Origin of the sequence: Pectobacterium polonicum, from assembly GCF_005497185.1 — a bacterium.
Classification (GTDB): domain Bacteria; phylum Pseudomonadota; class Gammaproteobacteria; order Enterobacterales; family Enterobacteriaceae; genus Pectobacterium; species Pectobacterium polonicum.
Map to the genome: position 1 here is coordinate 1 of NZ_RJTN01000017.1, position 18919 is coordinate 18919.

Consider the following 18919-nt stretch of genomic DNA (forward strand, 5'->3'; position numbering starts at 1 on the left):
AAGACTCTAGCCTGTCAGTTTTGAATGCAGTTCCCAGGTTAAGCCCGGGGATTTCACATCCAACTTAACAGACCGCCTGCGTGCGCTTTACGCCCAGTCATTCCGATTAACGCTTGCACCCTCCGTATTACCGCGGCTGCTGGCACGGAGTTAGCCGGTGCTTCTTCTGCGGGTAACGTCAATCGATGAGAGTATTAATCTCACCGCCTTCCTCCCCGCTGAAAGTGCTTTACAACCCGAAGGCCTTCTTCACACACGCGGCATGGCTGCATCAGGCTTGCGCCCATTGTGCAATATTCCCCACTGCTGCCTCCCGTAGGAGTCTGGACCGTGTCTCAGTTCCAGTGTGGCTGGTCATCCTCTCAGACCAGCTAGGGATCGTCGCCTAGGTGAGCCATTACCTCACCTACTAGCTAATCCCATCTGGGCACATCCGATGGCAAGAGGCCCGAAGGTCCCCCTCTTTGGTCCGAAGACGTTATGCGGTATTAGCTACCGTTTCCAGTAGTTATCCCCCTCCATCAGGCAGTTTCCCAGACATTACTCACCCGTCCGCCGCTCGTCACCCAGAGAGCAAGCTCCCCTGTGCTACCGCTCGACTTGCATGTGTTAGGCCTGCCGCCAGCGTTCAATCTGAGCCATGATCAAACTCTTCAATTTAAGATTTGTTTGATTTGCTGAACTCGTCAGCGATGCTCAAAGAATTAAAACTGTTTATTCGTAATGAATTTACTGTTGTTCACTCTTCAAGACTTTTTTATATCGTTAAGATACGGTCTTGTGAGTGCCCACACAGATTGTCTGATTATATTGTTAAAGAGCAGTGCCACTTCTTCGGTGGCGCGGGCTGCACATACTATGCTAATCCGCTTTAAAGTCAAGTCATTACTGACTGCCTTTCGTAAATCTTTTTCCTGTCACCACAACCGCGTGTCGCTGTTGCCGTGTCAGTGGAGGCGCATTATAGGGACTTCTCGGCGGCTGACAAGTGCTAAATGCAAAATAATTTCCAACCGTTCAAAAACAAAGCAAAAGCCATCATTTCGCGTACTTCACATACAGAAAGTGAATATAACATGAGCTCAGCGTGTAAAAACGGTGCATCCGTTAACGAATGCACCGTTTGTCGCTTACCGTTTCACTCACATTATTCCTGTCGTGCAACGATCTGTTCGCCTTCAATATCTAATGTGATCGGTTTACCGGGTATCAATTTTCCTCCCAGTATCTGCTGAGCAAGTGGGTTCTCGATCAGTTGCTGTATCGCTCTTTTAAGCGGGCGCGCACCATAGACAGGATCAAACCCGACCTCTCCGAGCATATCTAATGCAGCGTCCGCGATCGTAACGCTATATCCACGCTCTTCAAGACGCTTGTACAGTCTTTGGAGCTGAATTTGTGCGATCGACGTAATATGCGCTCTCCCCAGCGGATGGAATACGACAACCTCATCGATACGATTAATAAACTCGGGGCGGAAGCTGTGGCTAACGACTTCAAGCACCATATCTCTCATTTCGGTATAGCTGCGCTCACCAAAACGTTCCTGAATAAGGTCAGATCCCAGATTTGATGTCATGATGACGACAGTGTTACGAAAATCGACGGTTCTCCCCTGCCCATCAGTAAGACGGCCATCATCCAATACTTGAAGCAAGATATTGAACACATCAGGGTGTGCTTTTTCGATCTCATCCAGCAAGATGACCGAATAAGGGCGACGACGTACCGCTTCCGTCAGATATCCACCTTCTTCGTAACCGACATATCCAGGGGGCGCACCAACCAAACGTGAAACCGAATGTTTCTCCATAAATTCAGACATATCGATGCGGACCATGGCATCATCACTGTCGAAAAGGAACGTCGCCAGCGTTTTACAGAGTTCCGTTTTCCCAACACCTGTCGGCCCAAGGAACAGGAACGACCCAATCGGACGGTTAGGGTCAGATAACCCTGCCCGACTACGACGGATAGAGTTCGCAACGGCTTCTACGGCTTCGTTCTGCCCGATCACCCGCTGGTGCAACTCATCTTCCATTCGCAATAACTTTTCTTTCTCGCTTTCCAACATGCGGGAAACGGGAATTCCAGTCCAACGAGCCAACACGTCAGCGATTTCAGCATCAGTGACTCTATTACGCAGCAAATGAACCGTTTTACCTTCTTGCTGCGTTGCTGCTGTCAGCTGTTTTTCTAGCTCAGGAATTTTGCCGTATTGCAACTCAGACATTCTTCCCAGGTCTCCCTGACGTCGAGCCTGTTCCAGCGCAATTTTGGCCTGCTCTAAAGAGGCCTTAATATTCTGCGTTCCCGTGAGTGACGCTTTTTCTGCTTTCCACTCTTCGTCTTGTTGAGAATATTCACGCTCTTTTTGGTCAAGCTCCGCACTCAGCAATTCAAGTCGCTTCAGGCTAGCTTCATCAGATTCTTTTTTCAGCGCCTGTTGCTCCAGCTTTAATTGGATGATTCGGCGCTCAAGTCGATCAAGAGGCTCTGGTTTCGAATCCATCTGAATACGAATGCTGGATGCCGCTTCATCAATCAGGTCAATCGCTTTATCCGGCAACTGGCGATCCGCAATATAGCGATGGGACAACATTGCCGCCGCTACAATTGCCGGGTCAGTGATTTGTACATGATGATGCAATTCATAGCGTTCTTTCAGCCCTCGTAGAATCGCAATAGTGTCTTCAACGGTAGGTTCCGCGACAAACACTTTCTGGAAACGACGCTCAAGAGCAGCGTCTTTTTCAATATATTGACGATATTCATCCAGCGTAGTCGCCCCAACGCAATGCAGTTCACCACGCGCCAGCGCGGGTTTTAACATATTACCGGCATCCATCGCGCCATCAGCTTTACCCGCGCCCACCATCGTATGGAGTTCATCAATAAACAGAATGACGTTGCCTTCCTGTTTAGACAGATCGTTGAGCACGCCTTTCAGACGTTCTTCAAACTCACCACGATATTTCGCACCAGCCACCAGCGCGCCCATATCCAGCGAAAGTACGCGCTTGTTTTTCAAGCCTTCAGGCACTTCGCCATTAACGATACGTTGGGCTAACCCTTCGACTATCGCAGTTTTACCCACACCAGGCTCACCGATTAATACCGGATTATTTTTGGTCCGACGTTGTAACACCTGGATAGTGCGGCGGATCTCTTCATCACGACCGATAACGGGGTCGAGCTTGCCTTGTTCTGCACGTTCAGTGAGATCAATCGTGAATTTCTTTAATGCCTGGCGCTGATCTTCAGCCCCCTGATCGTTCACTTGTTCTCCTCCTCTCACTTGATCAATCGCGTTTGTTACACCTTGCTGCGTAATACCCGCCTTTTTCAATATATCCCCCAGCGTGCCGCGAGACTCCAGAGCGGCAAGCACGAAAAGTTCTGAGGAAATAAAGGTATCACCACGCTTTTGCGCGAGTTTGTCACACATATTTAATGCGCGGACTAACTCGTTCGAAGGTTGGACATCACCATCCGTACCTTCAACCTGAGGCAAACGCGTGATTGCCTGGTCGATTTCGGTTTTCAGGTGATTAAGATTAGCTCCTGCGACAGTCAGAAGTGGACCAACAGTTCCTCCGTCCTGATGAAGCAAAGCGCTCATCAAATGAAGTGAGTCGATAAACTGGTGATCGCGCCCAAGGGCAAGAGACTGGGCATCGGCAAGAGCAAGTTGGAATTTGTTGGTAAGACGATCCAGACGCATAACACCTCCCGTACACTGGTCAAAATTGCTACTGGAGATTAAATGAGGTCATCCCTCAAAAATTTCAAGGTTATTTTGCCAGTCGTGACGGGATTTAAACGTTACTTGTCTTGGATCGCCTTAATTCAATAGGTTATATCAGCCAGATTAAACTTGCCATACGGCCAGTCACGCCATCACGCCGATAAGAGAAAAATTTGTGAGGCTCGCTCACAGTACAGGAATTTCCACCAAAAATTTGCGTTACCCCTGCTGCGCGTAAACGCAAACTTGCCAGTTGGTAAATATCGGCAAAAAATTTGTTTCCTTCAGGCCTAAATGCAGAGGCAGCCGACGCATCATGCTGAATAAACGCCTCCCTAAATTCTGGGCCGACTTCAAAGGCTTTAGGTCCGATAGCTGGTCCCAGCCACGCCATAATTTGTGCAGGTTTCGTTCGAAAACAGGCTAATGTTTCTTCCAGCACACCCGCGTGCAATCCACGCCAGCCAGCATGTGCAGCAGCCACTTCATCGCCGTTGACTGCACAAAAGAGCACCGGCAAACAGTCCGCCGTCATCACCGCACAAACCTGACCTTTCTTATCCGTATAAGCAGCATCACCGCAAACGGCCGATGGCAAAGCCTCACCAATACGAATCACATCAGTACCATGGACCTGTTCCAACCAATGCGGCATGGCAGGAAGATCTGCCAGCGACACCAACGTTTGCCGATTTGCGGTGACGTTTGCGGGTTCATCACCCACATGATTGCCCACATTCAGCGAATCATAAGGTGCCGCGCTACGCCCGCCAATACGCGTCGTACTACAAGATTTCACACTGTCTGGCACAGGCCAGTCGGGGTATATCAGCATAGTCCGTCACCTCTATAAATCAGCATTTATCACATTGAATACATTACCAGTCGAGCTGATCCTTAAACGCTTCGGTATCCGCTTTCAGTGCATCAATCAGATCGACCATATCCTGCGGCAGTGCCGCATGCCACTCCATTTGGATTCCGGTAATCGGATGGTAGAAACGCAGCATGGTAGCGTGCAGAGCCTGGCGGTCGAACCCGCGCAGCGTCTCTATGAAATCATCCGATGCGCCTTTTGGCGGACGAGGACGGCCACCGTATAGCTGATCGCCAACCAGTGGATGGTTAATATGTGACATATGCACGCGAATCTGATGGGTGCGCCCCGTTTCCAACCGCAACCGCAGACGAGTATGCGCACGGAAATGTTCCATGATGCGGTAATGTGTTACCGCTGGCTTGCCCATCGGGTGCACCGCCATGTGAGTACGCTTGGTTGCATGACGGGCGATAGGTTGCTCGACCATGCCGCCAGCCGTCATCGAACCAATCGCGACGGCCTCATACTCACGAGTGATTTCGCGTGCCTGCAACGCCTCAACGAGACGCGTCTGTGCAGGCACAGTTTTCGCGACGACCATGAGTCCTGTCGTATCTTTATCAAGCCGATGTACAATCCCGGCGCGGGGCACATCGACAATCTCAGGATAATGATGTAACAAGGCATTCAATACCGTGCCATCCGGATTACCCGCACCGGGGTGAACGACCAGATCTCTGGGTTTATTGATGACAAGAATGTCCTCATCTTCATACACGATATCCAGCTTGATATCCTGCGCTTCCCAGCGCGCTTCTTCTTCAATCAATGCATCAATGGCTACCGATTCGCCGCCAAGTACTTTCTCTTTTGGCTTATTGATGACATTGCCGTTAATCTGTACTCGATTCTCAAGAATCCACTCTTTTATGCGGGATCGTGAATAATCAGGGAACAATTCGGCCAAAGCCTGATCTAAACGTTGTCCGAGTTGAGATTCGGCCACCGTTGCGGTGAGTTGTACTTGTTGTGCCATATTATGCAGCTTCTTCGTTAACGTTGGGTTTTGACGGCGACGCCGTTTAAAATAATGTACTATTGTAGCTGGTCTAAATCGGGAGCTTCACGGACAGTCTCCCGGAATAACATTCTGAGGATAATCAAAACGTCATGACGCGTATGAAATATCTGGTGGCTGCCGCCACGTTGAGCCTGGCGCTGGCTGGTTGCTCCAGCAATTCCAAAGATGCGGTTCCTGATAGTCCGCCATCTGAAATCTATGCCAATGCTCAACAAAAACTGCAGGACGGCAACTTTAAAGCAGCCATCACGCAGTTGGAAGCACTGGATAACCGGTATCCCTTTGGCCCCTATTCGCAGCAAGTACAGTTGGATTTGATCTACGCCTACTACAAATCCGCAGAGTTGCCATTGGCCCAAGCTTCTATTGACCGCTTCCTGCGGCTCAACCCGACCCATCCAAACGTGGATTATGTCCTGTACATGCGCGGCCTGACCGACATGGCGCTGGATGATAGCGCGTTACAAGGCTTCTTCGGGGTCGATCGTTCCGATCGTGACCCGCAGTATGCCCGTACCGCATTCCGGGATTTCAGTAAGCTCATTCAGGGATATCCGAACAGTCAATACGCCACCGACGCAAACAAGCGTTTGGTTTACCTCAAAGAGCGTTTGGCCAAGTATGAGCTTTCTGTCGCGCAATACTACACGAAACGCGGCGCTTATGTGGCAGTAGTTAACCGCGTTGAGCAAATGCTGCGTGATTACCCAGATACCCAAGCAACAAAAAATGCCCTGCCGTTGATGGAAAACGCCTACCGTGAACTGCAACTGGCTGCACAGGCAGACAAAGTTGCAAAAGTCATCGCGGCTAATCCGGCATAAACGATAAGTAACATCCCATAATAAGACGGCGACTTCGGTTGCCGTTTTTTTATGGTTCAATCAATTCGTTATACGTCGATGAGCAGAAAAAACAGGGTTGGCGGGAGTCAACAACAGTGCGGTAAACTCAATAAATCCTATCAATAATGGCATAGGCTAGATGCCCCCTTCAAGTACTTCCCTTCTATTCCCAATGGTGCTTCACAAATCGCGTTTTCTTGACAAAAAGTGACGAAAAAAACTGATCAATATCACGCTTTTTGCCACAACTCGCGGTATGCTGAAATTATCCAAGACGGACATAGGCAGAGAGGTAAGTTTATATGACTATTAATATTACCAGTAAGCAAATGGATATCACCCCCGCAATTCGTCAACATGTCGAAGACCGTCTTTCTAAGCTGGACAAATGGCAAACCCAGCTGATCAACCCGCATATTATTCTGTCAAAAGAACCGCAGGGTTTTGTGGCCGATGCCACTATCAGTACGCCAAATGGCCCGTTGGTTGCCAGCGCCAAACATGATGATATGTATGCCGCTATCAATGAGTTGATCACCAAGCTTGAACGCCAATTGGACAAACTCCAACATAAAGGTGAAGCCAGACGTGCGGTAGCAGGCGTCAAAGAAACCAATTTACAGCCAACTCAAGAAGAATAAGTTCTTGTTCTCTTTACCTCAATATAACGCGCCCAAGGGCGCGTTTTTGCATACTACGTATCATGATGCTACGACCTAGAGCACCAATATCATGCAGGGTTTAACATTGCGCTCGGCGATTTTGTATTGACAGGATGAAAAGCCAACAGTTACCTTACCTGCTCAGAAATTGGATATCTTCCTGACTAACCGAGTAAACATGATCAATAAACTGTTCTTCTTCGTATTCTTTTTCACCTTCCCCTGATTTGGGAGGCGATTCGTCGTAAGAGCAAGAATACGAAGACGAACAAAAAAGCCTCCTGACCGGGAGGCTTTTTTTATATAAGAACATAAGACAGGTAACCGGCATCATGACAGACAACCCATTACTGGCACTGCGAGAACGCATCAGCGCATTGGATCTGCAATTAATTGACTTGTTGGCACAAAGGCGAGAACTGGCGCTGGACGTTGCCCGCAGCAAATTACATTCACATCGTCCAATCCGTGACAAAGAGCGTGAGCGTGATTTGCTGGACAAACTGACAGCCGCTGGGAAAAAGCATCATCTTGATGGTCACTACATTACCCGCTTATTTCAGCTCATCATTGAAGATTCGGTACTGACACAGCAAGCACTCTTACAGCATCACCTCAACCAAACAACGGCACACTCTGCACGTATTGCGTTTCTTGGCCCGAAAGGTTCTTACTCCCATCTCGCCGCACGCCAATACGCTGCGCGCCACTTCGAGCAATTGGTTGAGTGTGGTTGCCAGAAATTTCAAGACATCTTCAACATTGTGGAAACAGGGCAAGCCGACTATGCCGTTCTGCCGATTGAAAACACCAGCTCCGGTTCGATCAACGACGTTTACGACCTGTTGCAACACACCGGGTTATCCATCGTCGGCGAATTAACCAATCCGATAAATCACTGCGTCTTGGTCGCGACCAATACGTCTCTGGAACAAATCGAAACGGTTTATAGCCATCCTCAGCCGTTCCAGCAGTGCAGCCACTTCATCAATCGTTTTCCGCATTGGAAGATTGAATATTGTGAGAGTACCGCTGCGGCGATGGAGAAAGTCGCGGCGCTTAACTCACCAAAAGCAGCAGCACTCGGCAGCGAAGCCGGTGGCCAGCTTTATCAGCTACAAGTACTGGAACATAATCTGGCAAACCAATCGCAAAATATCACTCGCTTCATTGTCTTGGCGCGTAAACCCATTGATGTGACTGAGCAAGTGCCTGCAAAAACCACGCTGATTATGGCAACGGGTCAACAGTCAGGCGCATTGGTAGAAGCACTGCTAGTATTGCGTGATAACGGTATTGTGATGACCAAGCTGGAGTCCAGACCAATCAACGGCAACCCGTGGGAAGAGATGTTCTATCTTGATGTGCAGGCTAATTTACGTAGCGATGCTATGCAGAAAGCACTTAAAGGGTTATCCCCCATTACCCGCTCGCTAAAAGTATTAGGCTGCTATCCTAGTGAAAACGTCGTACCGGTCGATGTGAACGAATAATTGAAAAAGCCATCCAGGTATCCGCCCGGATGGCTTCTCAAACACCATTCAACTATCACTCACAGCTCAAACGTACTTATTGGCGAATATCGTTTGCCTGGCGTAAAAGCACCCGACTCTCTGCCTGAAAACGTTTAGCATAGTCGCCAAACCAGTGTTCGACTTTCTTGAAGCTACTGATAAATTCCGCTTTATCTGCCTGCTCCAGTAACTCAATCGCTTCGCCAAAACGTTTGTAGTAACGCTTAATCAGCGCCAGGTTATCCTCTGAAGACATGATAATGTCAGCATACAGCTGCGGGTCCTGTGCAAACAACCGCCCAACCATAATCAATTCCAGACGATAGATCGGCGATGACAGCGCTAATAGCTGTTCAAGCTGCACATTCTCTTCTGCTAAATGCAGCCCATAAGCGAATGTCGCGAAGTGACGCAGCGCTTGAATAAACATCATGTTCTGATCGTGTTCGACCGCGCTAATGCGATGCAGACGTGCACCCCATACCTGAATCTGTTCCAGTAACCACTGGTAGGCTTCCGGTTGTCTCCCATCGCAATAAACGACCACCTGTTTGGCAAGACTACCACTGTCTGGCCCAAACATCGGGTGTAAACCGAGTACAGGGCCACTATGTGCCGCCAGCATCGCCTGAAGCGGGCCATTTTTTACCGACGCCAGATCAACCAAAATACAATCATCTGGCAAAGTAGGCAGGCGGGCAATAACCTGTTCGGTAACGTGAATCGGCACGCTGACAATCACCATACCTGCATCAGACAACAGCTCATCAGCGCGAGGCCAATCATCTTGTTCCAGAATCCTCACCTGGTATCCCGACAGCGTCAGCATTTTCTCGAACAAATTGCCCATTTGACCACGGCCGCCAATGATGACGACCGGACGCAGTTGTGGACACAGCGTTTTAAAGCCTTTGTCGTTCTCGCTGGAATAGGATTCACGCATGGTGCGCCGCAGGATATCTTCAATGAGATCCGGCGGAACCCCCAGCGACGCAGCCTCTTTGCGACGTGAGCTGAGCATGGCCGCTTCACGATCGGGCGCATAAATGGGTAAACCATAGCGACTTTTGACTTCACCCACTTCCGCCACCAAACGCAACCGACGTGATAACAGCGCGACAAGCTCCTTATCTACCTCATCTATCTGATCACGTAATGCGGTCAGTTCAGCTACCATATCTTGTTACTCTCCTGAATGTTTCACACGCGCTGCACTCAGATCTTGATGAACGGAACGCAGCAACGTTTCTGTACTTTCCCAACTGATGCAGGCATCCGTGACCGATACACCGTAGCGCATATCTGAACGCGGCTGTTCTGAAGACTGGCTCCCCTCGTTGAGGTGGCTTTCCAGCATCAAGCCTATAATGGAACGATTTCCCGCCTTGATTTGTTCAATCGCAGATTCAACAACAAGTGGCTGACGGCGGTAGTCTTTATTTGAATTGCCGTGACTACAATCTATCATCAGCGCGGGTCTCAGTCCTGCTTCCTGCATCTGTTTTTCACATTCAGCGACATCTTGCGCACTGTAGTTTGGCTTCTTACCACCGCGCAGAATTACATGACCGTCAACGTTCCCCTGCGTTTGCAGCAAACAAACCTGCCCGGTTTGATTAATACCAACGAAACGATGCGGCATTGCAGCGGCTCTCATCGCGTTGATCGCCGTTCCCAGACTGCCATCCGTTCCGTTTTTGAACCCGACAGGCATCGACAAGCCAGAAGCCATCTCGCGGTGTGTTTGAGATTCAGTTGTACGTGCACCGATAGCTGACCAGCTAAATAGATCGCCCAGATACTGCGGACTGTTCGGATCAAGCGCTTCTGTTGCCAGCGGCAGCCCCATATTCACCAGTTCTAGCAGCAGACCACGTGCAATGTGCAGCCCAGCTTCAACATCAAATGAGCCATCCATGAACGGATCGTTGATAAGACCTTTCCAACCCACGGTAGTACGCGGTTTTTCAAAATAAACACGCATCACAATGTAGAGGCGATCGCTTAATTCCGCAGCAAGCGACTGCAAGCGTCGCGCATATTCCAGCGCAGCATCGGTGTCATGAATCGAGCAAGGGCCGCAGACGATCAGCAACCGATCATCGCGGCCATGAATGATATCCGCAATGGTTGATCTCGCTTGCGCGATCTCGCGCTGTTCCACATCGTTAAGTGGAAACTTGGCTTTTAATTCATCGGGAGTAATCAAAATCTGTTCTGCACTGATGTTAATATTGTTAAGTGAATCTTTTTGCATGATCCCATTCCTGAAAAGTTCGGTCTGTTCGCGATTGCCTGAACAATCTACGTATGATGTTTACACCATAACATGAACCGTAAAGATTTCAATCCACTTAGTGTAAATAAAAAATTACCACCCTAAATATTGCCAGAAAAACGATATCTGCATGCTCTATCACTTCCCAACGTAACCATACCTATCTTCAGAGCGAATAATGATAGAATCACGCCAACAAGGGGGAAGGATGCTGAAAGCCATAATCATCGATGACGAACAGCTAGCACGCGAAGAGCTCAGCCTGCTACTGGAAAATGAATCCGATATCACGATCATTGCACAGTGCAGCAATGCGCTGGAGGCAATACCGGCCATTCACCGACTGCAACCGGACGTGATTTTCCTGGATATACAGATGCCAAAAGTCAGCGGATTAGAGCTGGTTGCCATGTTAGACCCAGAAAATATGCCTTACGTCGTCTTTGTGACAGCCTATGATGAGTATGCGGTAAGGGCATTTGAAGAACATGCTTTTGACTACTTACTTAAACCGCTGGATGCACAGCGATTAAGCAAAACACTAAACCGCCTACGCCGCGGCATAAGTGTAAATAAAAACGTACAGATAATTTCAGAGCCCTTGCTTCGCCATATTCCCTGTAACGGACACAATCGTATTTTTTTGCTCAAAATTGAAGAAGTCGAGTATCTTTGTTCGGAGCTCAGCGGTGTACACGTAGTAGGCGTAAGCCAATCGGGTTATACCCAACTTTCCCTGAAAACGCTGGAAGAGAAAACACCTTTTGTCCGCTGCCATCGTCAATATATGGTTAATACAGAGCAACTAAAAGAAATCCAGTTAATGGAGAACGGCGCAGCAGAAGTGCTGACACATACGGGAAAGCACATCCCCGTCAGTCGACGCTATCTCAAATTACTGAAAGAAAAGCTAGGCATCGTCTGACAGAGTGTTCATTCAGGCCGATAGCCGCAAATATTGAAGGTTTGATGATGAAATACAGTTACATCTTGGCTGTAATTCTTTTAATGACAGCATGCCAGAGCAATATACCGTCGCTACCCGCTAAAAGTGAGTCTGGGTTCTGGTATGAAGCTGGCTATCAGGATGCCATATCTGGCGTGGTCGTAAAGGACGATAGTACCTTACAAGAATGGTTTGGTGATCCACAGATCGATCGCGAAACCTATCTACGCGGTTATCAGGCCGGGCAATCGGCTTTTTGCCGAGCAGACACGATGGAAGAATGGGGGAAAGCAGGGAAAAATTTTCCCGCCAGCTGTGATGGTGTTGAGTCTGCGGAGACACTGCGAACTCGCTGGCAACAGAACGTCCCCTAACCCCTTATGAAGACAAGACGATGACACATGCTCATCAGTGAGTTAGCTGGAAAAAAGCTATGGTTCATCGCATCTGGTAACAATTCCACTCACTTTTGTACTCTCACAGAAATACGTCAGACACACCTCACCTCTATTATCGCTCACATGAAACAATCACATTAAGTTATTAATGGCTAACGCTAGAATACCGAGAAATCATAGTTCACTGATAGCTGACCCCATTATCCCTGATAAAGATTGATATTATGGAGTGCTCACATGCCCGGTTCAAACAAACCTCATAATTCGTCTCCAAATAATAGTTCAAGGCTCTTATCACACGCGACTTCATCACAGGAAAGTCATGATGAACGAGTTGCGGCGGTAAAGAACAAAATTATTGAGTCCGGCAATCATCCCGGTATTTCCGCAGAGGAACAACTCGCGATTCTGGATGCCTTCTCTCACCTTGAGATAGGTCGATTTTTACTGAAACATCATGGGTTAAATGCATATTGGACACATAATGTGATAGCACATCAGCCAACTCACTATGTTAATCCGCTAGAAGAAATCATCTACACACGGTTACCCAACGTTTTGGCGACACGCGAACGATTCAGCATTTTCCAACGTCTGCTTCAAGAACTCTTACGTCCCAATGCCGTCATGGTATCCGTCCCCTGTGGTGTCATGGCTGATTTATTACTGCTGGACTATACGCGGCACCGAGATGTGAAATTAATCGGGATCGATCTGGATAAACACGCTCTGGAAGAAGCTTATAAACTTGCCAGCCAGCAAGGGTTAGAAAACCAAATATCACTGGTTCTTGCTGATGCCTGGACAATTGATTTAGCAGCACAAGCCGATGTGATCACCAGCAATGGGCTCAATGTTTATGAGCAAGATGATGACAAAGTCACCGAACTTTACCGTGTTTTCTACTCTGGGCTGAAGCCAGGCGGAACACTGATAACCAGCTTTATGACGCCGCCCCCTACACAGTCACAAGACTCCCCATGGATAAATACCGACCCGAAATTGCTAGCGCTTCAATATGTACTTTTCTCACGCATTATTGGCGCCACCTGGACAGCATTTCGCACCCACAAACAAACACAGTTGCAGTTAGAGCAGGCCGGATTTACTGATATTCAGTTTATTAACGACCATATGCACATGTACCCTACGGTCATCGCTAACAAGCCATTGTGAACGGAGTAGAAAATTGGCGTCAACGCGATATTTTGATCGTCGTTGCCGATCAATATTAGAAAATTGATCTGTATAAACGTTTATAAAATAGCCATGTCTGGTGTCATTATGGTACTGAAATTCAAACAATAATGATGGCACTAGGGAAAGCTAAGCCCACCAGATTTGGTGGGCTTTTTGCTACTGAAATAGCCAATACCGTAGAATCTGACTTTTAGTAGAGCGCTATTCTCAAAAAGAGATAGTAACCACACTACTGTTCTCTTTAGCCTACAGGCACAAAAAAAGGGGCTTAGCCTTTGGCTAAACCCCTTATTCATAACAACTTTCGGATGTTGCGAAAGCGCTATCTTAGTTAAGACGCTCTTTGATACGAGCAGACTTACCAGTACGCTCACGCAGGTAGTACAGTTTGGCTTTACGCACGGCACCACGACGTTTAACAGCAATGCTGTCAACAACCGGAGAGTGAGTCTGGAATACACGCTCCACGCCTTCGCCGTTAGAAATTTTGCGAACAGTGAATGCAGAATGCAGACCGCGGTTACGAATAGCGATAACCACGCCCTCGAATGCCTGCAGACGTTTTTTGCTACCTTCAACAACCCATACCTTCACTTCTACGGTATCACCCGGACGAAATGCAGGTACGTCCTGCTTCATTTGTTCGTCTTCGATTTGCTTAATGATGTTGCTCATAATATGTCTCTTACCCTAGGTAAACTGATAGTTGGGTTCGCCAGGTCAAACCGGCGTAACCACCTAATACTCTCGTTGCTCAGACTGATATTCACGTTGGAACTCAGCCAGCAACCTTGTTTGCTCGTCAGTCAGAGCTAGGCTTTTCAGAAGTTCAGGTCTTCTAAGCCAGGTTCGGCCCAGCGACTGCTTCAATCGCCAGCGGCGTATTTCTGCATGGTTGCCAGACAGTAACACTGCCGGAACGTCCATGCCTTCCAGTATTTCAGGACGAGTGAAATGAGGACAGTCCAGCAATCCATCAGCAAAAGAATCTTCTTCTGCTGAAGCCTGATGCCCCAGAACGCCCGGTATAAAACGGGCAACGGAGTCAATCAGAGTCATCGCTGGCAGTTCCCCACCGCTGAGCACGTAATCTCCTATCGACCATTCTTCATCGATTTCGGTTTTAATTACGCGCTCATCAATCCCTTCGTACCGTCCACAGACCAGAATCATCTTCTGGTTCGTAGCGAGTTGACGTACGCCTTGCTGATCTAATTTACGGCCCTGAGGTGATAAGTAAATCACTCTCGCGCCTTCGCCTGCCGCTGCTTTTGCTGCGTGGATCGCATCCCGTAAAGGTTGCACCATCATCAGCATTCCAGGACCACCACCATAAGGTCGGTCATCCACGGTGCGATGCCGATCGTAAGTGAAATCACGAGGACTCCAATACTGTACGTTCAGCAGGCCATTTTTAACTGCCCGGCCAGTGACTCCGTAATCAGTAATTGCCCGGAACATCTCTGGAAACAGGCTAATCACCCCAATCCACATAGTCTCGTTCCGCTGGGTACTACTGGTCGATTCAGAGTTCAAAAACCCGGGTCCCAATCTACTTCAATAGTTTGAGCAGAAAGGTCGACGCGCTTAACAACCTGTTCGGTGAGGAACGGAACCAGCCGCTCTTTGACCCCGAAGGCATCTTTCAGGTTGGCTTTTATCACCATCACATCGTTCGAGCCGGTTTCCATCATATCGATGATTTTACCCAACTCATAACCTGTTACGGTCACGACCTGACAGCCAATAAGATCCTTCCAGTAATAATCACCTTCGCCCAGATCGGGCAGTTGTGACGAATCTACGACAATTTCACAATTGGTCAATAAATTAGCCGCATCACGGTCATCAGCACCTTTCACTTTGATGATCAGATCCTGATTGTGATACTTCCAGCCTTCAATTTCGATAAGCTGCCAACCGCTTTTACTCTGGGTGAACCAAGGTTGATAATCAAAAATGCTCTCGGCATCTTCGGTGGATGAAAACACTCTGAGCCAACCTCGGATGCCATACGCCGACCCAATTTTCCCCATAACAATCGGGTTAACGGGAGGTTTTGGGCTGAGTTGATTGCTCATTATCACCACCGCAACAGATTATGCTGCTTTTTTAGCGTCTTTGATCAGCGAAGATACGCGATCAGACACAGTTGCACCCAGACCAAGCCAATGCTCGATACGGTCCAGATCCAGACGCAGGGCTTCTGCTTGACCAGATGCGATTGGGTTGAAGAAACCTACGCGCTCGATGAAACGACCATCACGCGCATTGCGGCTATCGGTCACGACTACTTGATAGAAGGGGCGTTTTTTCGCGCCGCCACGTGCCAAACGAATTGTTACCATAACATCCTCTTTAGTGAATAAAACAACTGGGCCCCATCGAGGAACGGAGCCCAGTATGTCATATAAAAAGCCCGAAAAGTTTACTCATTTTGGCGCAAAAAGCAATCTAAAGCGTGTAATCTCGCCAAGAGTTTCTCTACGCCTTCAATTTAGGTGATTAACGCCCCGGAAATCCAGGTGGCATCATTCCTTTCATACCGCGCATCATTTTAGCCAGGCCGCCGTTTTTCATCTTCTTCATCATTCGTTGCATATCATCGAACTGTTTCAGAAGGCGGTTAACATCCTGTACTTGCATACCTGAACCCTGTGCGATGCGGCGTTTACGCGAACCTTTGATAATTTCGGGTTTAGCGCGTTCCTGAAGCGTCATCGAATTAATGATTGCTTCCATACGCACCAGAACCTTGTCATCCATTTGTGACTTAACATTATCAGGCAACTGACCCATGCCAGGCATTTTACTCATCATACTCGCCATGCCGCCCATGTTGCGCATTTGCTTGAGCTGATCCAAGAAATCGGTCAAATCGAAACCGTCGCCCTTTTTCAACTTCTTCGCCAGCTTCTCTGCCTGTGTACGGTCAACCTTGCTTTCAATATCTTCAATCAGTGAAAGCACATCGCCCATACCGAGAATGCGCGATGCGACACGATCGGGGTAGAACGGTTCCAGCGCTTCGGTTTTTTCACCGACGCCGAGAAATTTAATAGGTTTGCCAGTAATATGGCGGATAGACAACGCCGCACCACCACGGGCATCACCATCAATTTTGGTGAGGATGACCCCAGTCAGCGGCAGCGCTTCATTAAAGGCTTTCGCCGTATTTGCCGCATCCTGACCCGTCATAGCATCAACGACAAACAGCGTTTCAACGGGCTTAATTGCCGCATGAACCTGCTTGATTTCGTCCATCATCGCGTCATCAACGTGGAGACGACCAGCGGTATCAACCAGCAAGACATCGTAGAATTTCAGCTTAGCGTGCTGTAACGCACGTTCTACGATAGCAAGCGGCTTCTCCTGCGCATCTGACGGGAAGAAATCGACGCCCACCTGCTGTGCCAGCGTTTCCAACTGTTTAATCGCCGCAGGGCGATACACGTCGGCAGACACCACGAGCACTTTTTTCTTTTGCTTTTCACGCAGGAATTTACCCAGCTTGCCCACGCTGGTCGTTTTACCCGCACCTTGCAGACCGGCCATCAGGACCACGGCCGGCGGCTGAGCAGCGAGGTTTAGTTCGGCGTTAATTTCGCCCATTGCGCTGACAAGTTCGTTTTTAACAATCTTGACGAACTCTTGACCCGGCGTCAGGCTTTTGTTGACCTCACGCCCAACAGCACGTTCTTTTACACGATTGATAAAATCACGCACCACGGGTAACGCGACGTCGGCTTCCAGCAATGCCATACGCACTTCACGCAGCGTTTCTTTAATGTTTTCTTCAGTCAACCGCCCGCGGCCGCTGATATTGCGCAATGTGCGCGAGAGTCGATCGGTTAAATTTTCAAACATATCTCATGCTCAACGTAAGACAGGCCGCAGCGCGACACGAATAGGAGGGATTATACACAAAAGCGGCAACGATCTCAGCGCTGCTGATGGAGAACTGTTGGTGCCCACGGCGACTAACGCTATACTGATTCTTTATTTTACCTAGTTGATATTTAATAACCTATTTGTATGTCTGTTTTCGCTATTGTGGCGCTTGTCGCCTACACACTCAGCCTCGGACTGATTATCCCCAGTCTGCTGCGCAAGAACAGTGCATATCGTCGGCTGGCAATACTCTCGGCCAGCGCTGCGCTACTCTGCCATGCGGTGGCGCTCTATCAACGCATTTTTGATGTTCAGGTGGGGCAAAATCTTAGCCTGCTGAATATCGGTTCGCTGGTCAGCCTCATCATCTGTACCGTTATGACGATTGTTGCAGCACGCGATCGCGGCTGGTTTATTCTCCCTATCGTCTACACCTTTGCGCTGATCAATCTGGCTTTTGCCAGCTTCATGCCGAGTGAATTTATTACGCATCTGGAAGCGTCACCGGGTTTGATGATCCATATCGGCCTGGCACTTTTTTCCTATGCAACCTTGCTGATTGCGGCACTTTATGCGCTCCAGCTTGCCTGGCTTGATTACCTGCTCAAGAACAAGAAGCTAGGATTTGCCGCTGACATGCCGCCGTTGATGAGCATTGAACGTAAGATGTTTCACATCACGCAGATTGGCGTCATCCTGCTCACACTGACGCTTTGTACTGGCCTCTTCTATATGGACGACCTGATTGACAACAAAGAGAACCTTCACAAGGCGGTGTTCTCACTGTTCGCCTGGTTCATCTATATTCTGTTGCTATGGGGACACTACCATGAAGGATGGAGGGGGCGACGCGTCGTCTGGTTCAGCCTGCTCGGTGCGCTGATGCTGACGCTGTCCTACTTTGGCAGTCGGGTAATCCAGCACTTTCTCGCAGTCTGACATGTTCACGCACACAAAAAAGAGAGCCCACTTCCGGCTCTCTTTTTTTATCTGATCATACCTAACAAACTAGATATGCAGCTCAGCTAATTTGTCTTTCGGCAACGCCAGATCGTCATTTTGGTTAATGCCAATATCATGATCCAGAATATGCTGAGCGATTTCCTGCGCTTCTTCCAGTGAATGCATATCATAGGTGCCACATTGGTACTCATTCAGCTCAGGGATTTTACGCTGATCAGTCACTTTCAGAACGTCCGCCATTGCCGCTTTCCAAGAGTCAGCAACACGTTGCTCATCCGGCGTACCAATCAAGCTCATGTAGAAACCGGTGCGGCATCCCATCGGAGAAATATCGATAATTTCAACGCCATCGCCGTTTAAATGATCCCGCATAAAGCCAGCAAACAGGTGTTCTAGCGTATGAATTCCACGCTCAGGCATGACTTCGATGTTAGGACGACAGAAGCGCAGATCAAATACCGTAATATTGTCGCCATGAGGGGTTTTCATGGTTTTAGCGACCCGAACGGCAGGTGCAGCCATACGAGTGTGGTCAACGGTAAAGCTATCTAGTAACGGCATAATGCCACCTCC

Annotated in this window: 18 protein-coding genes, 1 rRNA gene and 1 other annotated feature; of the genes, 7 read left to right on the forward strand and 12 right to left on the reverse strand. The window is 48.6% G+C overall.

Annotated features, from left to right (window positions below; translation table 11 throughout):
- The 4 genes from EDI29_RS15925 to rluD form a co-directional block, all read right to left on the reverse strand.
- A 16S ribosomal RNA gene (locus EDI29_RS15925) occupies nt 1-660 on the reverse strand; the annotation flags it as partial.
- Nucleotides 661-1147: 487 nt separating this feature from the next.
- A complete protein-coding gene (gene clpB / locus EDI29_RS15930; protein WP_137741672.1) occupies nt 1148-3724 on the reverse strand; it encodes an ATP-dependent chaperone ClpB in 2577 nt (858 codons plus the stop codon).
- Between the two features lie 133 nt (nt 3725-3857).
- Nucleotides 3858-4583, reverse strand: a complete 726-nt coding sequence (yfiH, locus tag EDI29_RS15935) for a purine nucleoside phosphorylase YfiH (RefSeq protein ID WP_137741673.1) — start codon at nt 4581-4583, stop codon at nt 3858-3860.
- Between the two features lie 43 nt (nt 4584-4626).
- Nucleotides 4627-5604, reverse strand: a complete 978-nt coding sequence (rluD, locus tag EDI29_RS15940) for a 23S rRNA pseudouridine(1911/1915/1917) synthase RluD (protein WP_107169163.1) — start codon at nt 5602-5604, stop codon at nt 4627-4629.
- 134 nt (nt 5605-5738) lie between these two features.
- Between rluD and bamD the strand changes: the two genes are divergently transcribed.
- The 3 genes from bamD to pheA all read left to right on the forward strand — a co-directional run bounded on the left by bamD (nt 5739) and on the right by pheA (nt 8649).
- A complete protein-coding gene (gene bamD / locus EDI29_RS15950) occupies nt 5739-6473 on the forward strand; it encodes an outer membrane protein assembly factor BamD (protein WP_039325274.1) in 735 nt (244 codons plus the stop codon).
- Nucleotides 6474-6796: 323 nt separating this feature from the next.
- The gene (raiA, locus tag EDI29_RS15955; protein ID WP_137741674.1) at nt 6797-7135 is read left to right on the forward strand and encodes a ribosome-associated translation inhibitor RaiA; all 339 of its coding nucleotides are present in this window, start codon (nt 6797-6799) and stop codon (nt 7133-7135) included.
- A gap of 198 nt (nt 7136-7333) precedes the next feature.
- Nucleotides 7334-7459 (forward strand) — a sequence feature (Phe leader region).
- Nucleotides 7460-7488: 29 nt separating this feature from the next.
- Nucleotides 7489-8649: a bifunctional chorismate mutase/prephenate dehydratase gene (gene pheA / locus EDI29_RS15960; RefSeq protein WP_137741675.1), complete on the forward strand. Its 1161-nt coding sequence runs from the start codon at nt 7489-7491 to the stop codon at nt 8647-8649.
- 76 nt (nt 8650-8725) lie between these two features.
- Here pheA and tyrA read toward each other — a convergent pair whose 3' ends face one another.
- Complete coding sequence (tyrA, locus tag EDI29_RS15965; RefSeq protein ID WP_137741676.1) at nt 8726-9847, reverse strand: bifunctional chorismate mutase/prephenate dehydrogenase; 1122 nt, start codon at nt 9845-9847, stop codon at nt 8726-8728.
- 6 nt (nt 9848-9853) lie between these two features.
- Nucleotides 9854-10927, reverse strand: a complete 1074-nt coding sequence (locus EDI29_RS15970) for a 3-deoxy-7-phosphoheptulonate synthase (protein ID WP_137741677.1) — start codon at nt 10925-10927, stop codon at nt 9854-9856.
- 229 nt (nt 10928-11156) lie between these two features.
- Between EDI29_RS15970 and btsR the strand changes: the two genes are divergently transcribed.
- The 3 genes from btsR (at nt 11157) to EDI29_RS15985 (ending at nt 13468) form a co-directional block, all read left to right on the forward strand.
- The gene (gene btsR, locus EDI29_RS15975; protein WP_107169159.1) at nt 11157-11873 is read left to right on the forward strand and encodes a two-component system response regulator BtsR; all 717 of its coding nucleotides are present in this window, start codon (nt 11157-11159) and stop codon (nt 11871-11873) included.
- A gap of 47 nt (nt 11874-11920) precedes the next feature.
- The gene (locus EDI29_RS15980; RefSeq protein WP_137741735.1) at nt 11921-12268 is read left to right on the forward strand and encodes a DUF2799 domain-containing protein; all 348 of its coding nucleotides are present in this window, start codon (nt 11921-11923) and stop codon (nt 12266-12268) included.
- 261 nt (nt 12269-12529) lie between these two features.
- Nucleotides 12530-13468 (forward strand): class I SAM-dependent methyltransferase, encoded by a 939-nt coding sequence (locus tag EDI29_RS15985; protein ID WP_137741678.1) that lies wholly within the window; start codon nt 12530-12532, stop codon nt 13466-13468.
- 351 nt (nt 13469-13819) lie between these two features.
- On the opposite strand, the gene rplS is transcribed toward EDI29_RS15985, so the two are convergent.
- The 5 genes from rplS to ffh form a co-directional block, all read right to left on the reverse strand.
- Nucleotides 13820-14167, reverse strand: a complete 348-nt coding sequence (rplS, locus tag EDI29_RS15990) for a 50S ribosomal protein L19 (RefSeq protein ID WP_010285987.1) — start codon at nt 14165-14167, stop codon at nt 13820-13822.
- A gap of 63 nt (nt 14168-14230) precedes the next feature.
- Nucleotides 14231-14986, reverse strand: coding sequence for a tRNA (guanosine(37)-N1)-methyltransferase TrmD (trmD, locus tag EDI29_RS15995; protein WP_107169157.1), 756 nt, complete (start codon nt 14984-14986; stop codon nt 14231-14233).
- A gap of 38 nt (nt 14987-15024) precedes the next feature.
- Nucleotides 15025-15573, reverse strand: a complete 549-nt coding sequence (rimM, locus tag EDI29_RS16000) for a ribosome maturation factor RimM (RefSeq protein WP_107169156.1) — start codon at nt 15571-15573, stop codon at nt 15025-15027.
- 18 nt (nt 15574-15591) lie between these two features.
- On the reverse strand, nt 15592-15840 hold the full coding sequence (gene rpsP, locus EDI29_RS16005; RefSeq protein ID WP_010285998.1) for a 30S ribosomal protein S16: 249 nt from the start codon (nt 15838-15840) through the stop codon (nt 15592-15594).
- A 157-nt stretch (nt 15841-15997) separates the two neighbouring features.
- The gene (ffh, locus tag EDI29_RS16010) at nt 15998-17359 is read right to left on the reverse strand and encodes a signal recognition particle protein (protein WP_137741679.1); all 1362 of its coding nucleotides are present in this window, start codon (nt 17357-17359) and stop codon (nt 15998-16000) included.
- A gap of 168 nt (nt 17360-17527) precedes the next feature.
- On the opposite strand from ffh, the gene EDI29_RS16015 reads away from it, so the two are divergent.
- Nucleotides 17528-18322, forward strand: a complete 795-nt coding sequence (locus tag EDI29_RS16015; RefSeq protein WP_137741680.1) for a cytochrome C assembly family protein — start codon at nt 17528-17530, stop codon at nt 18320-18322.
- A gap of 69 nt (nt 18323-18391) precedes the next feature.
- Here the strand turns inward: EDI29_RS16015 and luxS are convergent, their stop codons facing one another.
- A complete protein-coding gene (luxS, locus tag EDI29_RS16020; protein WP_107169153.1) occupies nt 18392-18907 on the reverse strand; it encodes an S-ribosylhomocysteine lyase in 516 nt (171 codons plus the stop codon).
- Between the last annotated feature and the right edge of the window lie 12 nt (nt 18908-18919).